Source organism: Paenibacillus nitricinens (genome assembly GCF_052056485.1).
Classification (GTDB): Bacteria; Bacillota; Bacilli; order Paenibacillales; family Paenibacillaceae; genus Paenibacillus_AQ; species Paenibacillus_AQ nitricinens.
In genome coordinates, this window is the sequence record NZ_CP183948.1 from 791,553 (window position 1) to 817,162 (window position 25,610).

The following is a 25,610-nucleotide window of genomic DNA, read 5'->3' on the forward strand; positions in this document are numbered from 1 at the left end:
ATTCACTTAAAAATTACGTTAATCGCAGGAGGCTGCTTCTTGCTGCTGTTCGTTGCATTGCTTGTAACAATATATTTGGAGATGAACCATACGGTTGTCCCTTTGAATAAGAACTTGACGCAGCAAGTGGTTACTGCACGCAGTGACCAGATCGATTATTGGTTTAATCAGCGCATCGGTGAGATAGACATGCTTGCTTCTCTAGCTTCGGACCATCATTGGACACGGGATGAATTGCTGCAAGAGATCAATAAGTTCGAGGCGAAAAAGCAAGTAGAGTACGAATCCATACGCGTGGTGGATATTCACGGAAATTCCTGGTCAGCAAGGGACAAGCCTTTTTCGATACTAAACCGACCCTACTATCGAAAACTACTGCTAAATTCAGATTCCAATTATGTGGTGAGCAATCCGATCGTATCCAAAGCGAATGCAGCTGAAATCGTCGTTATTCTCTATCGTGTGAATCCATCGGTGAATGATGAGGTAGCTTATATTGCCGCAGCCGTCTCCGTCAAGAAGATGAAGGAGATTGCTCAAGATGTAATGCTATATGACCAGTCAGGCCAGCTTATCATCGATTGCAGAGAGCTGGGTGAAGGAGATGGAGCGGAGGATGCAGCAGATAAGAAGAACATGAGTGTATTTGAGGCTCCAATTCAAAATGTGGAAGGCTGGAAGCTCGTACTCGAAGTGCCGAATTCAAGTCTATCGCTAGCGGTGATCAAAACCCAGCGGACTGCATTGCTGGTAGGCATTCTTATCGGTAGTGCGGTTATCGTCTTTCTGATGCTGCTTGCTTCTTCCATTATTCGTCCCATTCAGTCGCTTCGCCAGGTAATGGAAAATGTGCAGAATGGCAACCAAACCATACGGGCAGATGTTACGCGCTCGGATGAGATCGGCGATCTTGGGCGAAGCTTCAATGACATGCTTGTTCAATTATACGCTGTGGAGCAGGACCGAAAGGAGATGGAACTCAGACTGATTCATGAGCAGATCAAGCCGCATTTTTTATACAACACATTGGATACGATCCAGTGGATGGCAACGGAACATGGAGCAGACAATGTGGTGGAGATGGTGGAAGCGCTTAGCGCGTATTTCCGATTAGGGCTTGGCACAGGCAGTCCCTACATTCTGCTTGATCAGGAGTTGTACCATGTCGAGAGTTATCTTCATATTCAAGGCGTGCGATATGAGGAGATTCTCGACTACGAGCTTCGATATGATGAAAAGCTTGCTCAGTGCCAAGTCGTTCGCTTCATGCTGCAGCCGTTGGTGGAAAATGCGATTTATCACGGGATTAAGCCACTTGGGGATCAAAAGTGCAAAATTTCGATTTCAGCATATAAACAGGTCGATTATTTGGTCATTAAGGTTAAAAATAATGGGGTTATGATTCCTGAAGAGAGGCTTGAACAGATGAATCAAGCCCTTCTTGATGATAAATATGATCGTTCTGCCATAGGCTTTGGACTATACAGTGTAAACCATCGCATTCGACTAGCTTACGGGGTGCCATATGGTCTTGCAGTAAAGAGCGAAGATGGCATTACCGTTATGGTCATTCGAATACCTTTGGAAGGGGAGCGGAATGAAGATGTGGAAGATTGTCATCGTCGATGATGAAACGATCATTCGCAAAGGCTTGCGACAATACATTGAGGAGAGTTCGTATCTTTTTGAAGTTGCAGGAGAAGCGAAAAGTGCAAACGAAGCATTGAAAATGGTGGAGGAAGCCCCACCACATGTATGTCTTGTGGACATCAACATGCCGAATATGAATGGACTCGATCTGATAAATATATTGCGCGAACGCTGCCCGTCGGTTCTAATTGTCATCATCAGCGGCTACGATAACTTTGAATATGCGCGTCAAGCCGTGCAACTGCAAGCATTCGATTATATATTGAAACCTGTGCCGAAGAGTGATCTGAACAAGCTGCTTCATCGGATCGATGAACATCTTCAGGCAAAATATCCTTTGCATTCACATGAAAGCAGGGTGGATAAGGAGCTGGGGCTTTCCGGGTATACAGGGGATGGAACAGTGCTTATCCAAAAAGTGACCGAGTATATTGACAGTCATTATCAGGATCCGGAGCTGTCTATTACTCGAGTAGCATCGCTATTTCATATCAACCCAACCTATCTTAGCAAGCGTATGAAGCAAGAAATCGGTGCTTCATTCCTTGACTATGTCACCGAGCTTCGGATATCGAAGGCGAAGGAGATTCTGGATGACGTAATGCCGAATATCAAAATCGGGGATCTGGCCGTGAAGGTAGGGTATAAGAGCCAGTACTATTTTAGTCGTGTGTTCAAAAATAGAGTCGGCTCAAGCCCCTTAGAGTACAAAAAGCATCCGTTCGGTTATGGATAGAGCATCAATTTAGTAGAACCCCGCAGCAATTAGGTGTCACCATATATAAACACGACGCAACCTCGAGGGGGTTGTGTTTTTTTATTTGTTGGATTGCTTAGTGGACATTGACACAAAATGGGTAGGACCTAAGGAGGTAAGCGCTATCTTTATACCTATAAAAACACGACGTGGAGGCCTTCATGTCAACAAGTGTATACCCAATGTCATTAATTATCTATTTGAAAGAAAGGCCACTTTTCATAATGTTACTATAAGGACATTGACATATGTTATAAGCTTCTATGACGTGTCGGAATCTCGGAAGGGAGGAAAGAGCATCGAGGTAAGCTGAAATGAAAGCGCATACCATTTAGGAGATTGATGTTTCTTGACTCAAGAATCAGAAGGGAGTTCGTACGATATGAAGAGGAGTAGAAAATGGGTAGCTCTCGTCATGGTCGCGATCATGATCGTAACGATGATGCCGATTGCGCAAGCGGAAGAGGCGCTGCCGCCTACACAGACAGAGGAACAGACACCAGCGAACCCGCCGGGCGAAGCCGATCCGGTCGAGGTGACGAATCCATCAGACCTGCCGGGAGCGGGTACGGAGGGTGTTATTGCGTCAGTGTATGGGGCGGTTTATCACAATCTTGCAGCGGGCTTATCTTATGAGTGGTCGCAAGAGCCGGAAGCTTCCTATCCGGATGAAGGCAACACACTTACGGATGGTATATATGGGGCAAGCGATAGATCCGACGGAGCATGGGTTGGACATCATTTGAGTAAGACACGCGAAGTTGTGTTTGATTTGGGGGCGAAGAAATCCATCGCGGGTATTAAAGCCAATTTCCTCGAAGATTGGCCAACGAACAATGTACTCGTTCCACTCACGGTATCGATGTACGTCTCCGATGACAAGGTGAACTGGGGACTGCTCAAAGACAATGCCACGCAGAAGCTGTGGAATGACGGCAAATACACGGAGACCTATGTGTGGGATGGCAGCAAGGACGGCATTAAAGCGATCGGCCCAGATGCGAAGATCGCGTATGCTCGCTATGTGAAAGTGACATTCACAATGCATACGCGTGCAATGACCTTCGTGGATGAGATTGAAATCCTCGGTGAAGACGGCAAAGTTGCCGGAGCCGTAACTGTTCCAACGCAAACGCCGAAATTCTTGGCGGCAGGCGAAGCGACAGCGGGTATCGAGCATCTTGGACTTTTGTATAACGGGCAATATGCGAATGACCTAGGCATCTGGACGAAAGAACGGATCATTCCGAACATTAGTTATGTCGATAAGGACGGCAAAATTAAGGATCGACTCTTCGACGGCGTCCTGTATCTTGGCATTAACTCTCCAAATCCAGGTCGTGATTTCGGCGGGCGGGCTTATCTGGAAGATTGGAAATGGTATCTGGATAAAACCTTTGCGGCAGGCGGCGATATGGATGCGTTAAACGCAGCGGCTAAGCAAGTATCCGATGCGCTGAACGAGTCTGGCGTAAAGGAAAAGGTTGTCCTCATGATTCCGGATCCAGGTGAATCGATCACTAATTTCGGAGCTATTGAACAAGGTGGGGAATCGCTGAACTTCAATGATTCCGTTGGCAGAGAGAAAGCCCTTGCGAACCGTGAAAAAGCAATTCAATGGTGGCTGCAGCAAGTCAAATCGAGATGGGAAGCACAAGGTTACGATAACCTCGAGCTTGTAGGTATGTACTGGTTCGAAGAGCAAATCAGCACAAGCCAATCCGGACCAGATCTGATCCGTTCGGTTAGCAGCACCCTGCATGACATGCAAATTAGCGGCAAGGACCTGAAGTTCTTCTGGATTCCGCACTTCTTCGCTTATAAAGCATTCATGTGGAAGGATGTCGGCTTCGATGCGGTGACGATCCAGCCGAACTACTTCTTCGAGCCGACGGATATCGAGCGCTTGGAGGATTCTGCGAATCTGGCGAAGCAGTATGGCATGTCCAATGAACTCGAGTTCGATGATCGGATGCTGACGGACGGCGTGTTCCGCGAGCGGTATATCGATTACTTGAACAGTGGTGCGAAGACAGGGCTCATGAAGGATGGCTTCAAATCGTATTATCAAGGCAACAATGCAGTCTATAACACCGCGGTAAGTAAAGATCCAGCGACACGCGTTCTTTACGACTGGCTGTATCAATTTGTTAAAGGAACGTATCAGGTCAACGAGGCTCCGCCTTCCGAGGTAGACGTGCAGATGAACGGCAAGCCGTTCCAGAGCGGGATGAAGCTGCCCGATTCAGAATCCGTATCCTTTACATGGAAGCTTAGAACGGATGATGGTCTGACGAAAGTGACGGCGACGTATGACGGCAAGCCTTATACAGCGGGTACCGTTATTCCGCTTGCAGGCAAGCTTGGCAAACATGAGCTTAACATTACCGTTACCGCGGGGCGTATGGTGACAAAGTCATATGTTATCGAAGCAATGACGAATGCATCTGGTATGAAAGCGCTAGTCGACCGCTTCGAAACAGCGAAGCAATTTACGAATTCTGCAACGGTGCGTTCTTTGAACAACTATTTGGAAATGATGAAGCGCTATGAAGAGAAAGATGCAGCGCAAGTCACCAAGTATCTCCAAGGCTTTAATGCAAAGCTGGATGAATTCAAGAAGGCGGGTACGATAAAAGATGAGGCGTACAATACGCTGAAGGAAAGCGTCTATTACCTAATAGGCAATTTGGCGCAGAATAAAACGGTAGAAGCTTCGTCGATCGAAGGCAATAATTCGAATTATGCACCGGCTAAAGCCGTCGATGGATTCCCTGCTTCAAGATGGGCGAGCGAATACGTGGACAATACTTGGTTCCTGGTCGATCTCGATGAAGTGAAGGAAATGGATACGGTTCGAATCGATTGGGAATATGCTCGTGCCGATAAATACAAACTTCTTGTGTCGAACGATAAGCAGAACTGGATCAATGTCATGCCAAATGACGGAATGATTACCGCGCATGAAGGCAAAGAAACGATTCAGTTCAACCCGGTCAAGGCAAGATACATGAAGTTACAAGGCATAAAAAGAGCAACCGATTACGGATATTCCATCTACGAGTTTGGTGTCTATAACCTCTCGGGCGCTGTAGACGTGAAGGGCATTGAGGGCATACAAGTAAAGGTTGACGAGGAAACGAAAAAAGTAACGATTGATGGATTGCTGATGAATGGCGTCCTTACAAATGTGAAGTTGAAGGTGCTTGATTCGAAAGGCAAGGTTCATCTCGAAGATGAGACGAAGAGTACAGTCGCGGGAAGCTTCCAATTCACATTCAAACTTACGGGTAATTTAAAGGGAACCCATGAGGCGTATCTATCGACTGGCTATATGAGCGAGCCTGTAAAAGTGACCTTTGAATACTCCAAAGAAAACCCGGGTAAAGGTCACGATAAGTAATGGAGAAATAATCCATTCAAGCAGCGATACGACCCGCGCTGAAACTTCCTGTACCGGTTATCGAATGATCTGTCCGAGTAAGACTAATAACCGAAGTAAACACGGTTGAGGCGTAACATAACAAGCCGATTAGGTGCCAGGCCACGGGGTCTATACCTAATCGGCTTGTTTCTATGTACAGAGGGGATGACAAGACGGGATCTCTTCTTTCTTAAACGGGAGAATCATCTGCGGGAACGATCTTCAAGGTCAATAAAAAATATACTGTAATTGAAGCAGAAATTCTCAAGTACAAATAATCGGCAGTCGTCAACATATCGCTGTTGTCACAACACGACCCCTTATCTCGTTTTATAAGCAAAACAAAATAAGGAGTGGTTGAAATGAAAGAATTGATATGCATCATCGTTGGCGGAGGATATGCGGGCATTAATGCGGTTAATGTGATTCGAAAAACGTTTAAGGGTGAGGCAAGCCAGCGTCCGCTTCGACTTATTCTAATCGACAAGAATCCCTATCACTTTCGCAAAGTTTTGCTTTTTAAGCCTGCGGCTGGAGACGAAGATATAATTGTCCCACTGACAAGGTTGTTTCCCGTGGGGGTTGAATTCGTTCAGGCTACCGTAACCAAAATCGAATCAGAGAAGAGAAGGCTGCTTTATCAGGATGCCGAAGGAATTGAGAATTCGATGAAATATGACATTCTCGTTTTGACGGTAGGCAGCGTCGTACGGCAACCCGACCCTGATCAGGGGGGGGTGGCATTGGCGAGCTTGGATGCCGCATGGAAGATCAGAGAGGCGTGGCGCACGAATATGCAAAAAGCCGTTAAGGAAACAAATGCGAAAGAGCGGCAGAGATTAATGACCATTGCCGTTGCGGGAGCAGGCATAAGCGGCATCGAGACATCTGCCGAACTGGCTCATTTCGTTCGAGAAGATGCGCAGCAATTGGGACTTGATCCGGATGCTGTGAGGATAAAACTATTTAATACGAACAAGAGGCTATTCACGGATGGCCCAGCCAAGGTAGGGCTTAAACTGGAACGTTCACTTGAAGCTTGCGGAGTAACCGTATTACAAGGGAGCAGAGTATTACAGGAGAAAGAGGGAACGCTTACCTTATCTAGCGGTGGAACGATGTCCGTCGGTCTATGTGTTTGGACACTGGGGCTGTTACCCAATCCAATGCTGCGAAACATCGGGTTACCGGTCACTCCGGAAGGATACGTAATCGTAGATGCAAGTTATCGGGTTCAGGGTGCTCAGGGTGTATACAGTATCGGCGACTGCGCCCAAATCGTAGACCCTGCTAGCGGACGGGCGGACGGGAAGACGTGTAAGGAAGCGACCGCTCAAGCGGCAAGGCTTGGAGAGATTTTGTCGGCGGATCTTGAAGGGCGCCCTGCACCCTCGCATAAGGGGTTTATAGACTTTTTCTGCTTTGGCTTAGGTCCGGGGCATGGATTGGTATGGACACGTATATGGGGGGTAGATATTGTTTTTACGGGAAAGCTGGGTTGGCGACTGAGAAAATTCACATGGGATGCGCCAAGTTTGTTAAAATAATAATGTAATTAGAGGATAAGATTGGAAGTGGTAAGATGCAGGAGTTATATGAGCAGTATAAAGGGCTGCTGTTTACGCTTGCCTACCAACTGACCGGGTCAGCTTCCGATGCGGAGGATGTTGTGCAGGACGTATTCCTGAAGATAAATGACGTAGATCTGGCGCGTTTGGTTAAACCGAAAGCATATCTGTGCAAAATGGTGACTAATCGCTGTCGGGATTTACTCAAATCGGCGTGTAAACGGAGGGAACTGTATTTCGGACAATGGCTTCCCGAGCCCATTCTTACTCCCAATGATGAATCGTTTGAAGCGGTTGTTCGTGACGAGCTGTTGTCTTACGCTATGCTCGTGCTGCTTGAAAGGCTATCCCATACGGAACGGGCGGTGTTCGTGCTTCGTGAAGCGCTCGGCTTTGAATATTCAGATATTGCTGAACTTGTTGACAAAAGTGAAGCAAATTGCCGCAAACTGTTCAGCCGTGCAAGAGGAAAGATGGGGATTACCCTCGATGAACAGGTTCACTCAGAAGCGGCGAGCGAAGAGTGGGTCCGTCGATTCCTGAAGGCTCTCGAACTGGGAAACGTGGACACGGTTGTATCCATACTCGCCGAAGATGTCGTGTTGGTCTCTGATGGAGGGGGCAAAGCGTTCGCCGCTGTCCATCCTATTGAATCGCGCGATCTCGTCGCACGGTTCCTTATCGGTCTAATTCGTAAGGCTCCTCATTACGAAGGAGGCATGCATGTCGAGATGACGGATATAAATGCTCAAACAGGGCTTGTTGTCCGTTCAGGCGAGGGCATCGAAGTTGTTGTGCTGATACACGTTGAGAGAAATGCGATTTGCAACCTATACTTTGTTAGGAATCCGGATAAGCTGAGGCTTTTATTGAAATGAAAAAGAGTATTCGACCGGAAACGATATTTCAAAATTGACCGCCTTATTATATGGCGGTTTTTCTTTTGGTTAGTATAAGGAATTATCGATAAACGAAAGCTTTAGCAAAAAACATGTCGTGAAACATACGCTAGACATGGCGAATATGTCCTATTTTGAAAATATTGTTTTTCGTAATGACCAATCCAAACCCGCGCCGCTATTAGGTTTTCGGCATGTCCATTCAATCTGAATAGATGTACAATCGGACATTAATGCATTGTTGCGATAAAGTGTTGTTCGAAGGAAAAAGCCGCCGAACCGTTAGGCTTGACGACTTTCTACCCTGCTTATTCCCAATTCAGCAATACGAAGGTACAGCGATGAACGACCAATTTTCGTTACCTTGCATATCCTAGCGACCGTTTCACCTTTAACGTACATCTCGACCGCGTGATTCATTCCCTCGTGCTTATCGTGATAACGCTTGACAATACCTATATACTTCCCTTCCCGCGGGGACAAAAACCAAATATTTTAAGTCGTTCCTCTGTTTTTATATCAAGATATTATTCAGGTTTTAGTGGGATTGTATATTATGTATTGTATAATAGAACGACTGCCTGAGCAGGTATTTATAACATAAAACATAGGAGGATCCATGTCCTGGAGCAAATTGAAGCAACAACTGGAGAGTTTTCTCTGTCCTGCGTTATACGGCAGGGTTGAATATCGTGCAAGCAGTTACCGTTATTTACCTGATAAATCAGGGAGTTGTTATATTTCGGTAGATAAAAAGAACGTATTCAATATGAATGATAGAACTAGCTCAATTAAATGGTATCAGACGGAGCAGGAGATTAAGAATGATTCAGAGCTCCAAATTCCTATCAACCATGAAGACATTGAAGCGGTTAGAAAAGATAGTAAGGGGATCATCCCGGAGGATCGGCTAATCGTAATTGCAAGAAGCAGAAAAATATCAGAAGTTGCAAAGGAGCTTTTGTCAGCACAGACGTCATTAAGTAAATCAAATTTTATTGTTACAGCTACTAAGTATTTATCTATTTCCATAGAGGAGAGCTTAGAGAGCGACGATATCTTATTGAATATTTTAGCCTTAGTGGACAGACGAGTTGGAAAAAAGCGAATGTTGAACATGAGCGAGAAGATGAAGTTAAAGCATCCAATTGTGCAGTATTTTTATGAACTACGGCGTAGTACATTATAAAAATAAATAACTTCATTGAATATTCAAAAAACACTCCCTACAAAAATCCCTAATTCTACGCGACTTCTCCCCACCATAACAATAGCCATGATAATGAGAGGGATGTTCGCATATGGTGCATATGGAATCGGAGAGTGTCGCTCTACTGGTAAGGAAGGATACAGTGTTATGAGATCCTTATATTTATTGGACTTTACGGACAAGTATGAGGAAAAATCGTTATTCAAGAGATGGCATTATTGCCGTCTCTTTTTTTTTCTTTGGTCACTTTTTTAGCATTGCTCTGACTCTGGTTCCCTCTACGGCATCCTACGATCAAGCATGAAAGACTGCACGAAAATTAACGTTGATGCTTATGTTTAAGCCCTCTCTGCTCTGCTAGGTGACGGGAATCATAGACGTACTTACGTGAGGTTGCTACGATGTTCCATGGAAATTAAGTGAAAGTGATCACAAGAAATTACAGAAGGAGTTATTTATCGTGAAAAGAATCGTAACACTGAGCACCCGCAAACTGATGGATACCGCAAAGCACGGCGGATGCGGCGCATGCCAGACATCTTGCCAGTCCGCTTGTAAAACTTCCTGCGGCGTTGCAAACCAGAAGTGTGAAAATGCAATGAACAGATAGGATTCGGAATTTTACCGCCCATTGCTCTGCTGATGGGCGGCTATTTTTAAGAAATGGACGCTACCTCTACAGGATGGTAAAGCCGTTTCTACTTATGTGCAAAAGGAGCCTGATTAGCAAGTATGATTCATCAATATAAACTAAACGGATACAATATCGTTCTCGACACTTACAGTGGATCGGTACATGTTGTGGATGACCTAGCATATGAAATTATAGCGCTTTATGAGGAAACTTCTGTCGAAAAAATTGTGACAACGATGTTGGAAAGATATAAACAGGGTTCCAGCATTTCCGAGAGCGATATTCGAGAAACCATCGCGGATATCGAGGAGCTTATAAATGATGGTCAGCTCTTTACAAAAGATGAGTTCGAGAACCTCTCGCTCGATTTAAAAAAACGAAAAACTTATGTCAAAGCGCTCTGCCTCAATGTAGCACATACCTGTAATCTATCCTGCGACTATTGCTTCGCCAGCCAAGGGAAATACAACGGAGATAGAGCAATCATGAGCTATGAGGTTGGACAAAAAGCTATCGATTACCTGCTTGAAAATTCGGGTCATCATCGCAACCTGGACATCGACTTTTTCGGTGGGGAACCGCTTTTGGCCTGGAAAGTAGTTAAACAGATCGTAGCTTATGCAAGAAGCAAAGAACAAGAATTCAAAAAGAAGTTCCGCTTCACCTTCACGACGAATGGGATGCTGCTAAATGATGAAGTCACCGAGTTTTTAAATCAGGAAATGTACAATGTCGTATTAAGCCTGGATGGTAGAAAAGAGGTTCATGACCGGCTTCGTAAGACGGTTAACGGAAAAGGCAGCTACGATCACATTCTTCCGAAGTTCCAAGAGTTCGTTCGTAAGCGCGGAGACCAAGAGTACTATGTACGAGGAACCTACACTCGAAATAATGTCGATTTCACCAATGATATTTTTCATATCGCCGACCTTGGATTTGACAAGCTCTCGATGGAACCGGTCATTTGTGATCCAAGAGAACCCTATGCCCTTACCGAGGAGGACCTCCCGGAGATATACAACCAGTACGAAATTCTCGCCAAGGAAATGATCGGTCGCGGTGAACAAGGCAAGGGGTTTACCTTTTATCACTACATGCTTGACCTCTCAGAAGGGCCTTGCATCCAGAAGAGAATTACTGGCTGTGGTTCAGGAACCGAATATCTTGCGGTCACCCCCTGGGGAGAGCTTTTTCCTTGCCACCAGTTCGTCGGGGATGAAGAATACAGCATGGGAAACGTCTGGGATGGAATCACACGACCTGAGCTGCAATGTCAATTTAAAGAGAGCAACTGCTACTCGAAGCCGGAATGCAAAGACTGCTGGGCGAAACTCTACTGCAGCGGTGGTTGTCCTGCCAACGCGCTGCACGCGACGGGTTCCCTGGTGGGAACCTATGACTTCAGTTGTGACATCTTCCGCAAAAGAGTCGAATGTTCCATGATGGTAAAGGTGGATGAATCGATTAGAGCGATGGAAGAGCAATCTAGCTAGTTAACGTAACGGATGAATAAACGGTAACCGAGAAATAGACACTTTAAAATGAAGTGTTCTTTCTCGGTTTTTTTGTATGAATTCGGAGAAGAAGGACTGTAAGACAAGAGAGACGCGATCAGTTTCTGCAAAAGGCAGATCACTGATCGTCTTTTAAACTGAATCTATTGAATGAGTTTCCTTGCGATAGATTAGTATAACCTTGTTTTAGCAGTTGAGAACATTGCTAGCCGTGTTTTAGTATAGTTATAATGAGCTGTTTGAAAAGGAATGGCCGCGTTGTGATCCGCTCATAAATGAAATCGACAGCTTCGGGAGGAGCGATTTGGGAGAAGTATTGAGTTATACCATTTCCAGAAGTATTTGAGAATGAGATGAAAATGAACGGGTGTTTGGAGGGTGAATCATGAGGGTCAAAATATTTATTGTCATCATGACTATAGTGTCTGTCTGTTTGGTTGAATGTAGTAATGTATCGGTATTAAAAAATCAAGATGATGGAATTACAAAGAATATCCCTACGATTGAACCATCAATGGATGCCGGAAAAGAAGATAATCTTATTCCAAGTAATACATCTGAACCTTTTGTAGGAAGAAAGGATTTGGATAGTGAAACTGAGAAGTTCTTCTATGGAACTTGGAAAGTTGAAAACCTTTTAGGATTTGCGAATTCCTATAATGATGCTTCTGAATATCCAACAGGGCAAAACGTTATTGGTGATGAAATTATAATTAATAAAGATTCCTTTTCATCAAAAGGGTTTGAACACTATCCTGTTTATCAATATGAACTAGAAGCTCCACTCTATAACATTACAGAAATACATTATAATAATGACTCTTTTTATAGAGTATATAAAATGGATATGCCGAGTTTAAGCATAAATGATGAAGTGAAAGTATTAAGTGTCTCCGACTCTTCTACAGGACTTGCTATACCCGTGAGCTTTTTGGGTGTGAATAATGACAGACTTATCTTGATATTAGAGGCAACACAATTTGAACTGAAAAGAGTTACGGAGTAAAGGTTATGCCAATTGCTTAACGGTGTGCGGCCCTCGACAGAACCATTCAGCATTGTTTCACCTGAGGCGTTAAGTCGAATAGAGGATGTTCTGAATGATAAATTTTTAGTAAAAAGATTGACCCATGGTTTTCTGATAATTAAGAAGGACAATGGGTGCAATTTGAATGAGGTGGATTAATGATCGATGAAAGGCTAAGTGTAGAAGAGACACGAAAATACCTATTTGCCGGTTCGAATATAGACATTATTCAATTTGGGCTTTCTGCCGCGACAACAAAGATTCACTTTACTCATTATGATAGGAATAGCGATGAAATAGGCAATAAAAGATGTAGCTAGAGAAGAGAGAGATAAGGTTATTGCAGACTCCTAAGAGCCTGCATCGGGACGGCATGATAATAATCTTGCTCTTAGCTTTGGGTCGGTAGCATAAATATAGAGTCCATGGATGCCACGTTTCATTAAAACATTGAGCGAATTCAATATGATCTCTTCTTTAATCTGTTTTATTTTCTCATTGGAGAAATCAGTTCGTGAGGTAAAGGCACCTACGTCCTTGTACTTAGTGACGTCAATTAGAATTTGATCTGTTTTCTCATCGTATCCAATGGATGGGCCAAGGATTACACCAACGTAATTCAAGTCAAAACCCTGGATCGTATAAATAGAACCTACTTCTTGAATAGTATGAACTTCTTCGGCCCAAGTAGTATTGTTTCTCGTTATATTCCACGGCATTTTCAGCCCATCAGCTTCTACGTAGTATATCTCCCCATCCTTTTTATGTTCATAATCAAAGGTAGATACCATTCTGGATAAACCAAATTCCTGATTCTTGTCTTCAATCGCTTTCTTCAATTGATGTATGTCACTGAAGACTTGTAGATCATATGCATTATTGCTTACTGTAGGAATCTTGACAAGCTTCTTAGAAAGAAAACCGTCGATCCAATTTATGATTTCTGGACCTGCATCCATTCGAAATTGATCGGTTAATAGGAATTTTTTGGTGTGATATTTTTCTGTTATTTCATTTAGCATTTGTTTATTCCAATAACTTTTAATCTTGAGAACCTGCCTCGGATCAAAGATTACAATAGTTACAGCACTTCTTTTAATGATCTCCTCCAATTGATTCGCATACCGGAAGTTGTTATAAGAGTCTTCTTTAGTTAAGAGTAAGTGTGCTTCATCTACTAATACAATATTAGCTGGTTTGGTATTTGGATCAACTGTTTTGTTTATGAAAGACGTTGGTTTCAAAAAGTTTTTCTTTTTTAAATTAGGGAGACTCTTGGCTATACTTTGATAGGTTTTTAACATTTCGCTATGATTAACCAATAAGTAATTATTTGTACCATTCAAATTGGAGCTATCATCGTTAGCATAATCTTGAATAGTGTTAAATAGAGAACTTAATAATACACTTTTGCCTGTGCCTGCGTTGCCTTCAATTAATAGTACGTGAGGAGTAGTTTTTTTAGCGTGCTTTTTGCAAAACTCGATAACTGAATTTTTTACTTCTAGTTGCTGTTCTGAGAGCTCTCTATACGGAGAAAGCTTATACGTATCCTTATTTCTTAAGTTCTCAAGTGTTTGCTCTACAATATTTTCTTGCTTTAACCTTTCCCATATTTGCATGAATATTTCTTGGTTGTAATATTCCTTTTGGTAATAATTGTGCATCTGGGTTTTTACTGTTTGGCTTACATTTTGGAGTTTAAATTGATTTTCAGCAATAAAATAATTAATTAGATTGGTCTCGATGTTATAAGTGGCAGATTGATGGAACCTCTCGTCCCCAATAATTATTGTTTGATTATGCATCTTGCGTCGTGGATTTTTAAGGTGCTCATTTAGTCGTCTCTTCACGTGAACAGTTTGTCCAATATAAGCTTGGGACAACTGTTGATTATAAAGAATATAGATGACTGGATGGTTGATTAAATAATCTGCTTGAATGTGATCAGAATCCCACTTATTAAAGCATATTTTCTCAAAAACAAGTTCACTCGTCATTTTAGTCTCCTGCATGATTGGATTTTCATAGAGATTGAATACAAAGCTTCGCTGTTCCAATATTTGCAATAAACTCCAAAATACTAAAGCCATTTTTAGCCTAATCATTTTTACAGAAAAGAACGTTTATGTATGAAGGGAAAATAACAAAGATAAACTAAAAGAGCTAGTGCACTATTCTAAGACCCCGCTTACCTCTTTTACAATCCTCATCATAGCCTCAATTTGCTTAATACTTAAGTCGCTTACAGCAACCATATACTCATCAACTGCCGCTCGTTGAGCAGCTTCAATCTCATTTTGTTTATCGTAATTCTGAAAAAATTCACTTGGCTGAACCTTTAAGGCTACCACAATTTTCTCAAGTGAATCTATCGAGAAGTTTCGTTCCCCTCGTTCTACTGACCCTATATAAGCATCATCCAGATTTGATAACTCCGCAAGTTTTTGTTGGGTTAAGCCCTTTGATTTCCGAATATCCCTTACTCTATCTCCAACCAAGTTGCGTAACTTTGTCATTATTATTCACCTCTCCTAAAGGGTAGGAGAGTAAAGGTATAAATAGCAGGGATTCATAGACGGTAAAATTTATTGAAAAAACTCCTTATGAGTAGTATATTTTATTTATTCTACTACTTGCATATGAATCGAGAAAGAAGCTTTTTCTGGAAAACTCTTTATAAGGAGGTTATACCTATGCACCTCTCAATTCTTAAGTCCTTCAACCCAGATTTTCTTGTCGAAATGCTGGAAACTGCACACTACTTCGAACAGTGGAACAAGTTGCTATACACTGCAGATATTTTGCATAGCTATGCCCAGCGTATTTATGAAGAGCGGCTATACTGTAAAGCGATGGGGATGACGATCCCCTTAGTTAAGATGCAGCGACCTCTTGTTTATTATTTTGGTTTCAGTCAACAGATGCGGGGAATTGCATATCAGCATCTGGGGGATTATGAGCAGGCCAGGGATAGTATTTATAGATATGTAGAACTTGGGTGGTTAGAGGACTTAGGAACGGAGGGGCAAGAAATTGCACGTAAATTTCGACATTTGGCAAAAGTGAATTTATATGCTGTAGAGATTTTATCTGGAAAAATAGAACTCTTGGATGAGTATGTTCGCTTTCTTCATACCTATTCAAAGGGATTGCTTGATGGGCTGGTTGTAATTATGAAAACTGCAATTTGTTATGGATTGAACGTGGATGAGCAGTTGAACCACTTAACTGATGATATAAGTGAAGTCAAATCAGTACAGGATAATACCACGCAGTTGAAGTACAGAAGGTTTTGTTATCTAGTGAATTTATATAATATGCGGAAGGTCTAATAGTTGTCTACCTTATTTAGTTTGACTATTCCTGGTCTCCATAATATTCTTAATAATGAAGCATATAACAAGGCCAAAGCATGGCCATGAGTGACCATTCAGAGGCGAATCCTAGGTAAAGGGAGAACTGCCTCTTTTTGCGTTTTTTACTTATTTAACATGACAGGAGCACACAGATGAGAGAAGAGCTTTTAAAACAAATCTTGGCCTTTCGAGACAATAGGAACTGGGAACAGTTCCATAATCCGAAGGATTTGGCGATTTCGTTGAGTATTGAAGCGTCTGAATTGCTAGAAATCTTTCAGTGGAAGTCTTCCGAGGAAGCAGTTCAGTCCAAAAAGGAACAGATCGCCGATGAAATTGCAGATGTACTAGTGTACGCAGTGTACTTAGCGCAGTCGTTAGAGCTAGACCTTGAAGACATAATACTCGCTAAGCTGAAGAAGAATGAAGCCAAGTATCCAATTGAAAAGGCGTTTGGGAAGAAAGAAAAATATACTGATTTATAGGGGAGCATGCATGATCATTTGCATCAGCTGTGCACTAGCTTTGCGGGAGAAAGTCGATAGCAACCAGCTAACAGTGGAAATTGAGAATGCATTTATCAAATGGAGATGCGGCTCAGTGGCGGGAAAGAAAATCCTGAAATTGAGAGTAACTGGAAGGCCAACTCAAGCGAGTAATGATCTAGCTATCTAAATTTATCTAATTAATCAGAGGAGTATTTTATGGCATCAATTATTGGAATTATAGCAGTTATCATCCTTTTATCCATCTTGTCTGGACTAATGCAAGGAAGTAAGAGGAAAAAACGTAGTTCAGTCAAACGGAAAACACCTGTGAAGAAAAGTACTGCCACTGCCTTTAACCGTTCCTCGACAACGTGTAGACCTGATGAAGTGCTCTTAAAAGCGCCCCTAGATCAAATTAATGGTGCTGAGTTTGAAAGATTGTTATCTCTGTATTTCAGAGATCAAGGCTACACCGTCAAAGAAGTAGGAGTAGGCGGCAAGGATGGGGGCGTAGACTTGGTTATTATTGATAAACGCGGAGAGAAAACCGCGGTGCAAGCCAAGTGTTATGCTGAACACAATAAAGTGAAGGTTATGCCGGTTCGCGAATTGGTAGGTGCTAAAAGAAACCATGACTGCATCTTATCACTGCTTATCACCACTTCAGATCTTACAGCGGATGCAAAACGAGAGGCGGAGCAATTTAAAGTTGATTATTGGCATGGAGTTCTAATCGAGAACAAGCTCCGAGCCTGGGGAAAATGGCAGCCCACAAAAGGCAAAGTAAAGTCAAAAAAAGCTAGTAGTAGCAAAATCAAAGCCGTAACCTGCGCATGCGGGGCACAAATGGTTCAGCGTAAAAGTAAGGAGGGCACAGCTTTCTGGGGCTGTAGTAATTATCCAAGCTGTCGTAAGACAAAGGCTATGTAAACCCAGTGAATTATATCTCAAACAATTGTATAAGTGTGGGAAAGCTAATTATATATTGTTGTCCGACCAAAGATTCGCAAACTTCATGTAAAAAAATACGACTACTAGAAATAGTTAACTAGTCTTGGAGGTCAACATGCCATTACCGGAATCAGTCACGCAGATTTTCAAGCGTAAGCAAAAATCATACAAAATGGTCCTTATCCTAACCTTAATTGAAGAACTGAGAGCAACCAATCTGGAGCGCGTTTCGTTCGATCACGTTAAGGAGCGGTTTCTTGATTACTTTATAGCTGAACAGGAAAGAGGAAACCGGGTGGATCAGCCACCAGGACGGGAGCTATGGAAGGATGCACCTAAAAGTCAGCTTAAAGATATTATTAACAGTCCAGTTAATGCGCTCTCGCATATTTTGTTTGTGAACTCGGAAGATAACACCATAGGTTTTCATAGCCAAATTCAAAGACAGCTAGGGGAAGAGGAGCTATCGCAATTAGAGAGAATAGCTAATGACGAACTCCAGTCTTATAATGCCGCTTTGCAGCATTTCTCTTTGCAAGGTTATCTGGAGAAGATCATGGCGGAGTACACTTCTGCCAAAAAAGAAACCTTTGCAAGTCATGCACTAGGTACGTTATTTCGTCAGACACTTCCTTCTGAGCTCAAAGCATTACCATTCTTAGATGATCAATATAAAATTCAAGGTTCTGTTGGTCAAGGGAATTGGGCAACAGTTCCTTGGCTTGCAATACTGGATAAGCGGATCACAGAAACGACTCAACGTGGGGAGTATGTTGTGTATCTGTTTGCTGAGGATATGAGTGCTGTCTATCTTACTTTTAACCAAGGAGTGACGGCGCCGATTCAAGAGAAGGGGCGTAGAGAAGGTTATGCTTATCTGCGAACTCGAACACAAGAAATACAAGGGCTCCTTTCACTGAACCATATGAATAAGGATGATAATATTCACCTGGTAGATAGCGGTCTAGGTCAAGATTATCAGGTATCGACTATCGCTTACATCAAGTACGAAAGAGGAGCCGTTCCGAATGATGAACAACTGATTCAAGATCTTGAGATTGTGATGGAAGACTATCGTCTATATGTGGACAATGTGACTTCTACAGGTAATGAAGCTGATAATGAGGAAGTGGAAGTAGTGACACAAGAAGCTGATCTGCTTAAGGACGAACAAGTAACAGGTTTCCTCCGCCAAATCCAATCCCATATCCGCCGTAAAGGCTTCTTCTTCCCTGAGTACCTTATTGAAAACTTTTACCTCTCGCTAAAGACAAAGCCTTTTGTCATTCTGGCAGGGATATCCGGCACGGGGAAGACTCGGTTGGTGAAGCTGTTTGCAGAGGCTCTTGGTGCAACGGGGAATAACGGCCAGTTTATCTTGATCCCAGTGCGCCCGGATTGGAGTGATCCTGCGGATCTGTTGGGGTACAAGGATCTTTCGGGCAGGTTCAAACCGGGTCCGCTCACGGAAGTATTAGTAGAGGCGCGGAAACCGGCGAATCAGTATAAACCTTATTTTATCTGCATGGATGAGATGAATCTGGCGCGGGTAGAGCATTATTTCAGTGACCTGCTAAGTGTGCTGGAAACACAGGACTGGCAGGAGGGAAAGATCCAGACACAGGATCTCATATCTTCTACCATGCTGGATACGTCTGAGGATCAAGTGAAGTATGGCAGTCTTGGTATTCCGGAGAATGTGTTCTTAATCGGGACTGTAAACATGGACGAAACGACACATCCTTTTAGCAAAAAGGTACTGGATCGAGCCAATACACTAGAATTCAATTATATTAATCTGCAGCAGTATCCGGATTTGGGTGTGCAGGTAGAGACCAGTGATAGCTCTGACGTTGCCGAACTGAATCATCTTTTTCTGCGTTCCGATTATTTGCAGCTAGTGGATGCCTATGATACCAACAAAGAGCTTGTTGTACGGACGACAGAGAGATTGGTTAAGATCAATGCATTGCTTGAGGATATCCACGCTCATGTGGGTTTTCGGGTGCGGGATGCGATTTGCTTCTATATGATCTATAACGAACGGTACAAGCTGATGAGTGAGGAAGAAGCTTTTGACTGGCAACTGCTGCAAAAGATACTGCCGCGTATTCAAGGGAGCCATTCTTCGGTTCGCCGGGTATTATTGAACTTGATGAAAGGGGCTCTTGGTACCGGATCTGGTGTTACAGTGGACTTGCCAGCTTTTATGGATGATGCTACTCCGCTGTATATGAGATGGGCTGCCGGTCAAACTCCACCTACGGCTAAACATCCACAAAGTGCGCGTAAATTGGCTTTTATGCTTAGGAGGCTGGAGGAAGATGGATTCACCTCATACTGGCTCTCTTAATCAGACGGTAGAATTGCTCCGTTTAGAAACGGAGCTTTTTACGCTTTTTCTTCAAGGACGGCCATATCATCCTACGGTGGAGACCTTGCAGCTTCATCGTTCTTCTAGTCAGGAATGGGTGAGTGCGCAGCTAGGGCTTGTTTGCTCTGAACAGCTTGGCAATGTACAGATTAAAGTTTTTTCTCCTGAAGCCCACGGGATGGTAGACTGGCAGCCGGGGGAGTCTGTTTTCCCTTGTTTTTATGAGACACAATCGTATGAGCTGGTGATTCAGAGGAAGACCGCTGCTAACCTCTCTTTTCATCATGACAATGTGCTGCTTCGGCAGGCAATTAAGCCCCTAGGTGAGTCTATTCTTGCGGGTGTGCTGAACTTTGGAAATGAGGTCGGTTTGACGGAATGGGAGATCCGCAGTTCGGGACAGGCTTTGCTGCGGGTAGAGATGGAGATCTTTCCCTCTAAAATGGACTACAAGCTGGATTATCAGAATATTTTGAATGAAGTGAATGAGCAGATTTATAATCTGGCTTTTGATTTTTTACGCAAAACCTACCAATTAACAGGCCTACGGGAAACGCAGCATCAGAGCTTGACGGAGTTTTTCACTATACTTCAGCATGTGTTTAGACAGCTTTTGGATGCCGTTGAGCGGATTAATAGGAATCCGAATTACGCTCTGCTCCAGGACCGCCGATTAGTGGATGCCAATCGGGTCAAAAAGGCTGGAAGAGAGAACATCCGCGAGCTCGCGAAGCATCCCGAACGATTAAGAGAAGACATGAACCATGGATTCTTGACCATCGGCAGCCGAAATTACACAGCCACACATTTAATGGAGACACGAAGACGCCTCGCCTATGATACTAATGAGAACCGGTTCATCCGCTGGATGCTGGAACGCATTCATGGAAAGCTGAAAGAGCTCAAGAGTCGCTGGAAGATTAAAAACCGCACCCCAGATCCATTACTTATAAAAAGGTTAGATACCATGCTCACTCAGCTAGAGCGGGTGCTCAAGATGGATTTCTTGCGTGAGGCTGGAGTGCTGAAGCAGATGTCCGTTACGCTGGTGCTGCAGATGGCCCCTGGATACCGCGAAGTCTATCGCTGTTATCTAATGCTGCTTAAAGGCCTGTCGATCCAAGGCGACCTGCTTCGCTTATCCATGAAGGATGTTGCTCAGCTCTATGAGTACTGGTGTTTCTTAAAGCTGAATCAGCTCCTGGGGCAGAAGTATAAACTGATGAAGCAAGATATTATTAAGGTGAATCGGAACGGCATTTTTGTTACACTTGACCGCTCGCAGAGCGCTAAGATGGTGTACGAGAATCCAGTTAACGGAGAGCAGTTCAACCTGTATTATAATGCGATTCCTAGCTCGGATAAGACACCGACGCTCAATCAGCGTCCGGATAATGTACTGACACTTAAGAAGAAGGATGCTGGAAAAATCAAAGAGTATAAGTATGTTTTTGATGCCAAATATCGCTTAAATCCGGCTTATGAAGGCACTTCCTATCATGGGACTTATAGACAGCCTGGGCCTGAAGAGGATGACATTAACACGATGCACCGCTACCGGGACGCCATAGTGTATCGGGAGAAAGGCTCGAGGGAATATGAACGAAGCATGTTCGGTGCCTATGTGTTATTCCCCTATCCGGATGAGGAGCGGTATAAGACCCACCAATTCTACAAAAGCATCGAGCTATTGAATATTGGTGCTTTGCCATTCCTACCGAATTCTACAAGCCTGGTGGAGCAATTCTTAGATGAGATTATTCAGGATAGTCCGGAAAAAGCTTATGAACGCTCGACTCGTCCACGCGGTACGAAAGAATACTATGCCAACCAACTCGCTGGTAAAAATGTGCTTGTTGGTTCTGTCCGGGGACCTGAGCAGGTGGAGGTGGCGAGACAGCATTCTTTTTACCATGTACCTTTAAAGAACCTTTCGGACGTAAAAATCCTCACCCAGATCGAGTATGTAGCGATGTGCCAATCCCGCAAAAAGTTCATTGATCCTGCAAAAACGGGGATTCACTGGGTAGGGAAAGTAGCGGATTGGAAGGTGCTGCGGCGTAATGAGATTAAAGAGATTCCTTATCGCCCGGGTACTGAAGAAGAGCTGTATGTACGTTTTACGGTTGAGGAATGGAAGAGTTTAACCGCTCCCATTACACTAGGAGGACAAGGGATCTACACGGTGCTTTATACGAGCAAGTACATCCTGGACCGGGCCTTGGAGATTGCAGAGCTCCGTCTAGAAACGGAGGAAGAGCTTCGTGAATGGCGTGAGAAGCGCCGAAAGGGCAGAGTAAAGGTGAAGGTGGATCATGAGGAGTATGTGGACTTAGGTAAGGTTGTGGAAGTTCGGAATATTTAAAGTTAGTGAAAATGAAGTAAGGTTATTTCCCTGCCAATCTATCAAGCTTCCCGCTGGGTAATGGCAGGATTTTTTATATTGGGCAGATACAAAACATCTGGCTAATAGACAATGCTTATAATGAACATGTTATGATAACAGTTATATAGAAAGAGACCATCTAGAAGGAGATCATCTAGAAAAGCTTACGGACGCACCGGATGTACAAGTTGTTTTGTATTGATTCTGAAAGTCTTGAAGTACATAAATTATGAAGTCATTGAATTGAAACGTTGAAATACTCCCCTTCTCACACACACATATATTCACCCCGCAACTCAAGTATCGACGGCTCAGTTCATTCCTATATCCCACAAATTCAGCTCGTAGTTGTTTCAAGCAATTTTGAAAGAATGTTGAACGAACGCCTCTGTCTCACTCCGCTTTTCCAATCTCCCCCCACAATCATCAAAACATTTGTTAATGGTTTGGGCTTTTCTACGTATTAACTTATGTAAGTTTCTTCACAACAAATTGCGCAATTTGTTTAGCTATTGATGAAGGGGAGGTGGAAGGAGGGTGGAGATGGAGGTTATCCAGGGTACTGTGGACCGTTATAAGAATTTAGAAAGATCACGCGATGCCATCATGTCAAAAGAGGAATTTACTCGGATGTATGATATGTATTACAAACGTGTTTACAAATATATTAGCTATCGTATTAATAACCACCACGTGTCGGAGGACATTTGCAGTCAGGTGTTTGAGACGGTGATGTGCAAGTATTATAGCTTTTCAGAAGAAAAATCGAATTTCGAGGTTTGGCTGTTTGCCATTGTAAGAAATGCTGTGACGGATTACTTCCGGGGGCAGAAGAAAAGAAGCTACACCTCACTAGATTCTTTGCTGGAGCTCATATTTCCCAAGCCGTCTCCGGAGGAACTGGCGATTCGTGAGGATAATAATCAAGCACTCTTCAAGGCGCTCTCCAAGCTGCGTGAGAAGGAACGTAATATCATTGCCATGAAATATGGGGCTGGACTGAAAAATTCCGAAGTCGCACAGATCATGGGTGTCAGTGAGTCTAATATTGGCGTCGTTTTGCATAGAAGTCTGAAAAAACTGCATATTTCCTTAAAAGCAGGAGGATTCAACCATGAATAAGAAAAATGATCTCAACGAATTCAGCAAGACTATAGAGCTGCTTGAGAATGTCGAACAGGATAACACCGCCGCCAAAGAAAGAATTTATAACCGTTTAGTATACAAGCTGGACCATGGAGCTCTTGAACTCAAATCAGAGAAAAAGGACGGGATAACAATGAAAAAAAGTAGCTGGAGAAATGCAATAGTGATTGGTAGTGCAGTAATTTGTCTAGGTGGAGCATTCTCTGCAACCTCCTATGCACAGGATATGTTCCAATCGATCATGGCAAAGTTTGAAGTAGGAAATCTCGAAATCACGCAATACGATAAGGAAATCCCTTCGGCTGCACAGTCAATGACTCCATCTGAAGAGGGGAAAGGCGGGGAGAATGTTGCCATTGAATTGCCGGTTGCGGCCAAGTTGACCCTGGATGAAGCACGTGCAGAGCTTGGAATGAACTTTCCGGCACCAACCTGGATGGCAGACTATGAGTTTGTGAATGTTGTTCTTCAGGGGACCAGCATGGCTGAAGTGCAGTATAACTCCGGGGATAAAGCTGTTAATTTTCTAATCTCCAAGGGCGGCGACAATGGGATCAGCACTACGGAAGAAGTGAAAACAGAAGTAATCAACGGAACTAAGGTTTATTTTGCTAATGGAATTGTGATTTGGGAACAAGAGGGCTTTACTGTTGAACTGTATGCTCAAGAAGACTTTGACCAAGCCACACTTGGGAAGATCATCGACAGTTTCAGCATCGGTGCTCCTGTGAAGACCTTAGGGACTGAAGAAGTGAAAGAGAACTTGCAGAAGAATGAAGGCGTAGTTGCGGCTCCAGCTCCAGCTGTAGATTCCAAATAAATGGCCTACTTAGGGTAGTAGATGCCCATAGATACACATAAAGAAGGCGCGAGGGGATTTCCCTAAGCGTCTTTTTTTACGAGGCTATACACATCCTAACCATTGCTAGCTTCCCAAAACAAAAGTATAATTGAGAATAATTATCAATTGGTGCGTCAACCAGCGTATGAATAAGCGTATGAATCAAACTGTATTTATATAAGCAGTAAAGAGGTGACAGCATGCAAAGGCAATCTCAAAAAACAGATTTAAGCAAGGTTAAAAAATACATAGAAGAGAATTTCACGAAGCCTTTGTCTTTATCCCATTTAGCTGATCTTACTGGCCTTAGCTCCAGTTATTTTTCCTCGGCCTTTAAACAGGAATACATACAAAGTCCAATGGAGTTTGTTACGCAGCTACGGATTCAAAAGGCTAAACAATTATTGCAGCAAGATGACGTTCGCTTGAAGTTTATAGCAGAGGCTGTTGGATATAGTGATGAGTTTTATTTTAGTCGAGTGTTCAAAAAGGTTGAAGGGATATCCCCAACGATGTATTCTAGTCAGCAAAAATCTAATATCGGCGTTGTAACTGGGAATATGATGGGATATCTACATGCGGCGGGAATCATTCCGTTTGCGGCGCCCCTAAGCGCCAAATGGACACCTTACTACTATAATTTGTGGTCGCAAGACATCGAACATAAGGTAACCTTGACCCAAAATAAAAATTATTGCAGCCCAAATGAGCTATTGCATTTGCCACTCGATCTTCTTATTTCTCCAAAAGATTTATCGTCAGAGCTGGTAAAACAGATAGAGGATCATTTCCCCATCTATTGGCTGGATGATAAACAAGATTGCTTAATAGCATTAACTGAGCTTGCTGCCCGATTAAATAAACAAGAAGAAGCGAAGCAATGGATCACACAATATAGATCAAGATTGGAAGACGTTCGTCACGGCTTAGGCTGGACCTCTACACCACCTAAAGTGCTAGTTATACGTATCTATCAGCAGCAAATCTTTGCTTATTGCAATACAGGTATACAGCATCTTTTATTTCAGGATTTGGGAGCGGTATCAAGTTATGAGCAGCCTGGTGTATATAATGCCGAGATTTCTTTTGAAGAGCTGGGTACTTTGAAGGTAGATAAGCTGTTTACGATTATATGCCCTGATGATGAGTCACGAGCAACATGGCATCATTTGCAGAGAGATTCAGGATTCAAGCAGTTAGAGGCTATAGAGCGGCAACAAATCTATGTTATTCATTCCGATCCTTGGTTTGAATATTCCCCTGTCGCTTTAAAGCGAATGCTAGAGGAAGTCGCAGTGATGATGATACCTTGAAAATGTACATGTGGAATCATAAGATGTTACATGGTCAACCGATCCTATCTCTTATAAACTCAATACTGA

At 43.2% G+C, this 25,610-nt stretch carries 21 protein-coding genes; 18 read left to right on the forward strand and 3 right to left on the reverse strand.

Annotation, left to right across the window (positions count from 1 at the left end; genetic code table 11):
• The first annotated feature begins 39 nt into the window (after nucleotides 1-39).
• The 5 genes from ACN6KS_RS03565 (at nucleotide 40) to sigJ (ending at nucleotide 8,277) form a co-directional block, all read left to right on the forward strand.
• Nucleotides 40-1,629: a sensor histidine kinase gene (locus ACN6KS_RS03565; RefSeq protein WP_440961359.1), complete on the forward strand. Its 1,590-nt coding sequence runs from the start codon at nucleotides 40-42 to the stop codon at nucleotides 1,627-1,629.
• The gene (locus ACN6KS_RS03570; protein ID WP_440961360.1) at nucleotides 1,598-2,386 is read left to right on the forward strand and encodes a response regulator transcription factor; all 789 of its coding nucleotides are present in this window, start codon (nucleotides 1,598-1,600) and stop codon (nucleotides 2,384-2,386) included. Before ACN6KS_RS03565 ends, ACN6KS_RS03570 begins: the two co-directional genes overlap by 32 nt.
• A gap of 403 nt (nucleotides 2,387-2,789) precedes the next feature.
• Nucleotides 2,790-5,810 carry a DUF4855 domain-containing protein gene (locus tag ACN6KS_RS03575; protein WP_440961361.1) on the forward strand — a complete coding sequence of 1,007 codons (3,021 nt, stop codon included), beginning with the start codon at nucleotides 2,790-2,792 and terminating at the stop codon, nucleotides 5,808-5,810.
• A gap of 383 nt (nucleotides 5,811-6,193) precedes the next feature.
• The gene (locus ACN6KS_RS03580) at nucleotides 6,194-7,378 is read left to right on the forward strand and encodes an NAD(P)/FAD-dependent oxidoreductase (protein ID WP_440961362.1); all 1,185 of its coding nucleotides are present in this window, start codon (nucleotides 6,194-6,196) and stop codon (nucleotides 7,376-7,378) included.
• Between the two features lie 35 nt (nucleotides 7,379-7,413).
• Complete coding sequence (gene sigJ / locus ACN6KS_RS03585; protein ID WP_440961363.1) at nucleotides 7,414-8,277, forward strand: RNA polymerase sigma factor SigJ; 864 nt, start codon at nucleotides 7,414-7,416, stop codon at nucleotides 8,275-8,277.
• 303 nt (nucleotides 8,278-8,580) lie between these two features.
• Here the strand turns inward: sigJ and ACN6KS_RS03590 are convergent, their stop codons facing one another.
• Nucleotides 8,581-8,781 (reverse strand): helix-turn-helix domain-containing protein, encoded by a 201-nt coding sequence (locus ACN6KS_RS03590; protein WP_440961364.1) that lies wholly within the window; start codon nucleotides 8,779-8,781, stop codon nucleotides 8,581-8,583.
• Between the two features lie 136 nt (nucleotides 8,782-8,917).
• On the opposite strand from ACN6KS_RS03590, the gene ACN6KS_RS03595 reads away from it, so the two are divergent.
• From ACN6KS_RS03595 to ACN6KS_RS03610, 4 genes are all read left to right on the forward strand, one after another.
• Complete coding sequence (locus ACN6KS_RS03595; RefSeq protein WP_440961365.1) at nucleotides 8,918-9,487, forward strand: SF0329 family protein; 570 nt, start codon at nucleotides 8,918-8,920, stop codon at nucleotides 9,485-9,487.
• A 481-nt stretch (nucleotides 9,488-9,968) separates the two neighbouring features.
• Nucleotides 9,969-10,118 carry a six-cysteine ranthipeptide SCIFF gene (gene scfA / locus ACN6KS_RS03600; protein WP_076098734.1) on the forward strand — a complete coding sequence of 50 codons (150 nt, stop codon included), beginning with the start codon at nucleotides 9,969-9,971 and terminating at the stop codon, nucleotides 10,116-10,118.
• Between the two features lie 122 nt (nucleotides 10,119-10,240).
• A complete protein-coding gene (scfB, locus tag ACN6KS_RS03605) occupies nucleotides 10,241-11,635 on the forward strand; it encodes a thioether cross-link-forming SCIFF peptide maturase (protein ID WP_440961366.1) in 1,395 nt (464 codons plus the stop codon).
• A 406-nt stretch (nucleotides 11,636-12,041) separates the two neighbouring features.
• A complete protein-coding gene (locus ACN6KS_RS03610) occupies nucleotides 12,042-12,662 on the forward strand; it encodes a hypothetical protein (RefSeq protein WP_440961367.1) in 621 nt (206 codons plus the stop codon).
• A gap of 371 nt (nucleotides 12,663-13,033) precedes the next feature.
• Here the strand turns inward: ACN6KS_RS03610 and ACN6KS_RS03615 are convergent, their stop codons facing one another.
• A complete protein-coding gene (locus tag ACN6KS_RS03615; protein WP_440961368.1) occupies nucleotides 13,034-14,683 on the reverse strand; it encodes a DUF2075 domain-containing protein in 1,650 nt (549 codons plus the stop codon).
• Nucleotides 14,684-14,857: 174 nt separating this feature from the next.
• Entirely contained in the window at nucleotides 14,858-15,202 is a 345-nt protein-coding gene (locus tag ACN6KS_RS03620; protein ID WP_440961369.1) for a helix-turn-helix domain-containing protein, read from the reverse strand.
• A 177-nt stretch (nucleotides 15,203-15,379) separates the two neighbouring features.
• Between ACN6KS_RS03620 and ACN6KS_RS03625 the strand changes: the two genes are divergently transcribed.
• From ACN6KS_RS03625 to ACN6KS_RS03665, 9 genes are all read left to right on the forward strand, one after another.
• A complete protein-coding gene (locus ACN6KS_RS03625) occupies nucleotides 15,380-16,018 on the forward strand; it encodes a DNA-binding protein (protein WP_440961370.1) in 639 nt (212 codons plus the stop codon).
• 176 nt (nucleotides 16,019-16,194) lie between these two features.
• Nucleotides 16,195-16,527 carry a nucleotide pyrophosphohydrolase gene (locus ACN6KS_RS03630; RefSeq protein WP_076128503.1) on the forward strand — a complete coding sequence of 111 codons (333 nt, stop codon included), beginning with the start codon at nucleotides 16,195-16,197 and terminating at the stop codon, nucleotides 16,525-16,527.
• A gap of 10 nt (nucleotides 16,528-16,537) precedes the next feature.
• Entirely contained in the window at nucleotides 16,538-16,717 is a 180-nt protein-coding gene (locus tag ACN6KS_RS03635; protein WP_440961371.1) for a hypothetical protein, read from the forward strand.
• Between the two features lie 29 nt (nucleotides 16,718-16,746).
• A complete protein-coding gene (locus tag ACN6KS_RS03640; RefSeq protein WP_440961372.1) occupies nucleotides 16,747-17,460 on the forward strand; it encodes a restriction endonuclease in 714 nt (237 codons plus the stop codon).
• Between the two features lie 136 nt (nucleotides 17,461-17,596).
• The gene (locus ACN6KS_RS03645; protein WP_440961373.1) at nucleotides 17,597-19,834 is read left to right on the forward strand and encodes an MrcB family domain-containing protein; all 2,238 of its coding nucleotides are present in this window, start codon (nucleotides 17,597-17,599) and stop codon (nucleotides 19,832-19,834) included.
• A complete protein-coding gene (locus ACN6KS_RS03650) occupies nucleotides 19,806-22,220 on the forward strand; it encodes a DUF2357 domain-containing protein (protein ID WP_440961374.1) in 2,415 nt (804 codons plus the stop codon). The genes ACN6KS_RS03645 and ACN6KS_RS03650 overlap by 29 nt, the downstream gene beginning before the upstream one ends.
• 564 nt (nucleotides 22,221-22,784) lie before the next feature.
• Nucleotides 22,785-23,363 carry a sigma-70 family RNA polymerase sigma factor gene (locus tag ACN6KS_RS03655; protein ID WP_094874090.1) on the forward strand — a complete coding sequence of 193 codons (579 nt, stop codon included), beginning with the start codon at nucleotides 22,785-22,787 and terminating at the stop codon, nucleotides 23,361-23,363.
• On the forward strand, nucleotides 23,356-24,207 hold the full coding sequence (locus ACN6KS_RS03660; RefSeq protein WP_440961375.1) for a hypothetical protein: 852 nt from the start codon (nucleotides 23,356-23,358) through the stop codon (nucleotides 24,205-24,207). The genes ACN6KS_RS03655 and ACN6KS_RS03660 overlap by 8 nt, the downstream gene beginning before the upstream one ends.
• A 221-nt stretch (nucleotides 24,208-24,428) precedes the next feature.
• Nucleotides 24,429-25,541: a helix-turn-helix domain-containing protein gene (locus tag ACN6KS_RS03665; RefSeq protein WP_440961376.1), complete on the forward strand. Its 1,113-nt coding sequence runs from the start codon at nucleotides 24,429-24,431 to the stop codon at nucleotides 25,539-25,541.
• Nucleotides 25,542-25,610 lie beyond the last annotated feature (69 nt).

What these genes read in the sequence shown, in the direction of transcription:
- ACN6KS_RS03570 (WP_440961360.1), top strand. Translation starts at nt 1,598, where the DNA reads ATGAAGATGTGGAAGATTGTCATCGTCGATGATGAAACGATCATTCGC.
- ACN6KS_RS03575 (WP_440961361.1), top strand. Translation starts at nt 2,790, where the DNA reads ATGAAGAGGAGTAGAAAATGGGTAGCTCTCGTCATGGTCGCGATCATG.
- ACN6KS_RS03580 (WP_440961362.1), top strand. Translation starts at nt 6,194, where the DNA reads ATGAAAGAATTGATATGCATCATCGTTGGCGGAGGATATGCGGGCATT.
- sigJ (WP_440961363.1), top strand. Translation starts at nt 7,414, where the DNA reads ATGCAGGAGTTATATGAGCAGTATAAAGGGCTGCTGTTTACGCTTGCC.
- ACN6KS_RS03595 (WP_440961365.1), top strand. Translation starts at nt 8,918, where the DNA reads ATGTCCTGGAGCAAATTGAAGCAACAACTGGAGAGTTTTCTCTGTCCT.
- scfB (WP_440961366.1), top strand. Translation starts at nt 10,241, where the DNA reads ATGATTCATCAATATAAACTAAACGGATACAATATCGTTCTCGACACT.
- ACN6KS_RS03610 (WP_440961367.1), top strand. Translation starts at nt 12,042, where the DNA reads ATGAGGGTCAAAATATTTATTGTCATCATGACTATAGTGTCTGTCTGT.
- ACN6KS_RS03615 (WP_440961368.1), bottom strand. Translation starts at nt 14,683, where the DNA reads ATGACGAGTGAACTTGTTTTTGAGAAAATATGCTTTAATAAGTGGGAT.
- ACN6KS_RS03620 (WP_440961369.1), bottom strand. Translation starts at nt 15,202, where the DNA reads ATGACAAAGTTACGCAACTTGGTTGGAGATAGAGTAAGGGATATTCGG.
- ACN6KS_RS03625 (WP_440961370.1), top strand. Translation starts at nt 15,380, where the DNA reads ATGCACCTCTCAATTCTTAAGTCCTTCAACCCAGATTTTCTTGTCGAA.
- ACN6KS_RS03630 (WP_076128503.1), top strand. Translation starts at nt 16,195, where the DNA reads ATGAGAGAAGAGCTTTTAAAACAAATCTTGGCCTTTCGAGACAATAGG.
- ACN6KS_RS03635 (WP_440961371.1), top strand. Translation starts at nt 16,538, where the DNA reads ATGATCATTTGCATCAGCTGTGCACTAGCTTTGCGGGAGAAAGTCGAT.
- ACN6KS_RS03640 (WP_440961372.1), top strand. Translation starts at nt 16,747, where the DNA reads ATGGCATCAATTATTGGAATTATAGCAGTTATCATCCTTTTATCCATC.
- ACN6KS_RS03645 (WP_440961373.1), top strand. Translation starts at nt 17,597, where the DNA reads ATGCCATTACCGGAATCAGTCACGCAGATTTTCAAGCGTAAGCAAAAA.
- ACN6KS_RS03650 (WP_440961374.1), top strand. Translation starts at nt 19,806, where the DNA reads ATGGATTCACCTCATACTGGCTCTCTTAATCAGACGGTAGAATTGCTC.
- ACN6KS_RS03655 (WP_094874090.1), top strand. Translation starts at nt 22,785, where the DNA reads ATGGAGGTTATCCAGGGTACTGTGGACCGTTATAAGAATTTAGAAAGA.
- ACN6KS_RS03660 (WP_440961375.1), top strand. Translation starts at nt 23,356, where the DNA reads ATGAATAAGAAAAATGATCTCAACGAATTCAGCAAGACTATAGAGCTG.
- ACN6KS_RS03665 (WP_440961376.1), top strand. Translation starts at nt 24,429, where the DNA reads ATGCAAAGGCAATCTCAAAAAACAGATTTAAGCAAGGTTAAAAAATAC.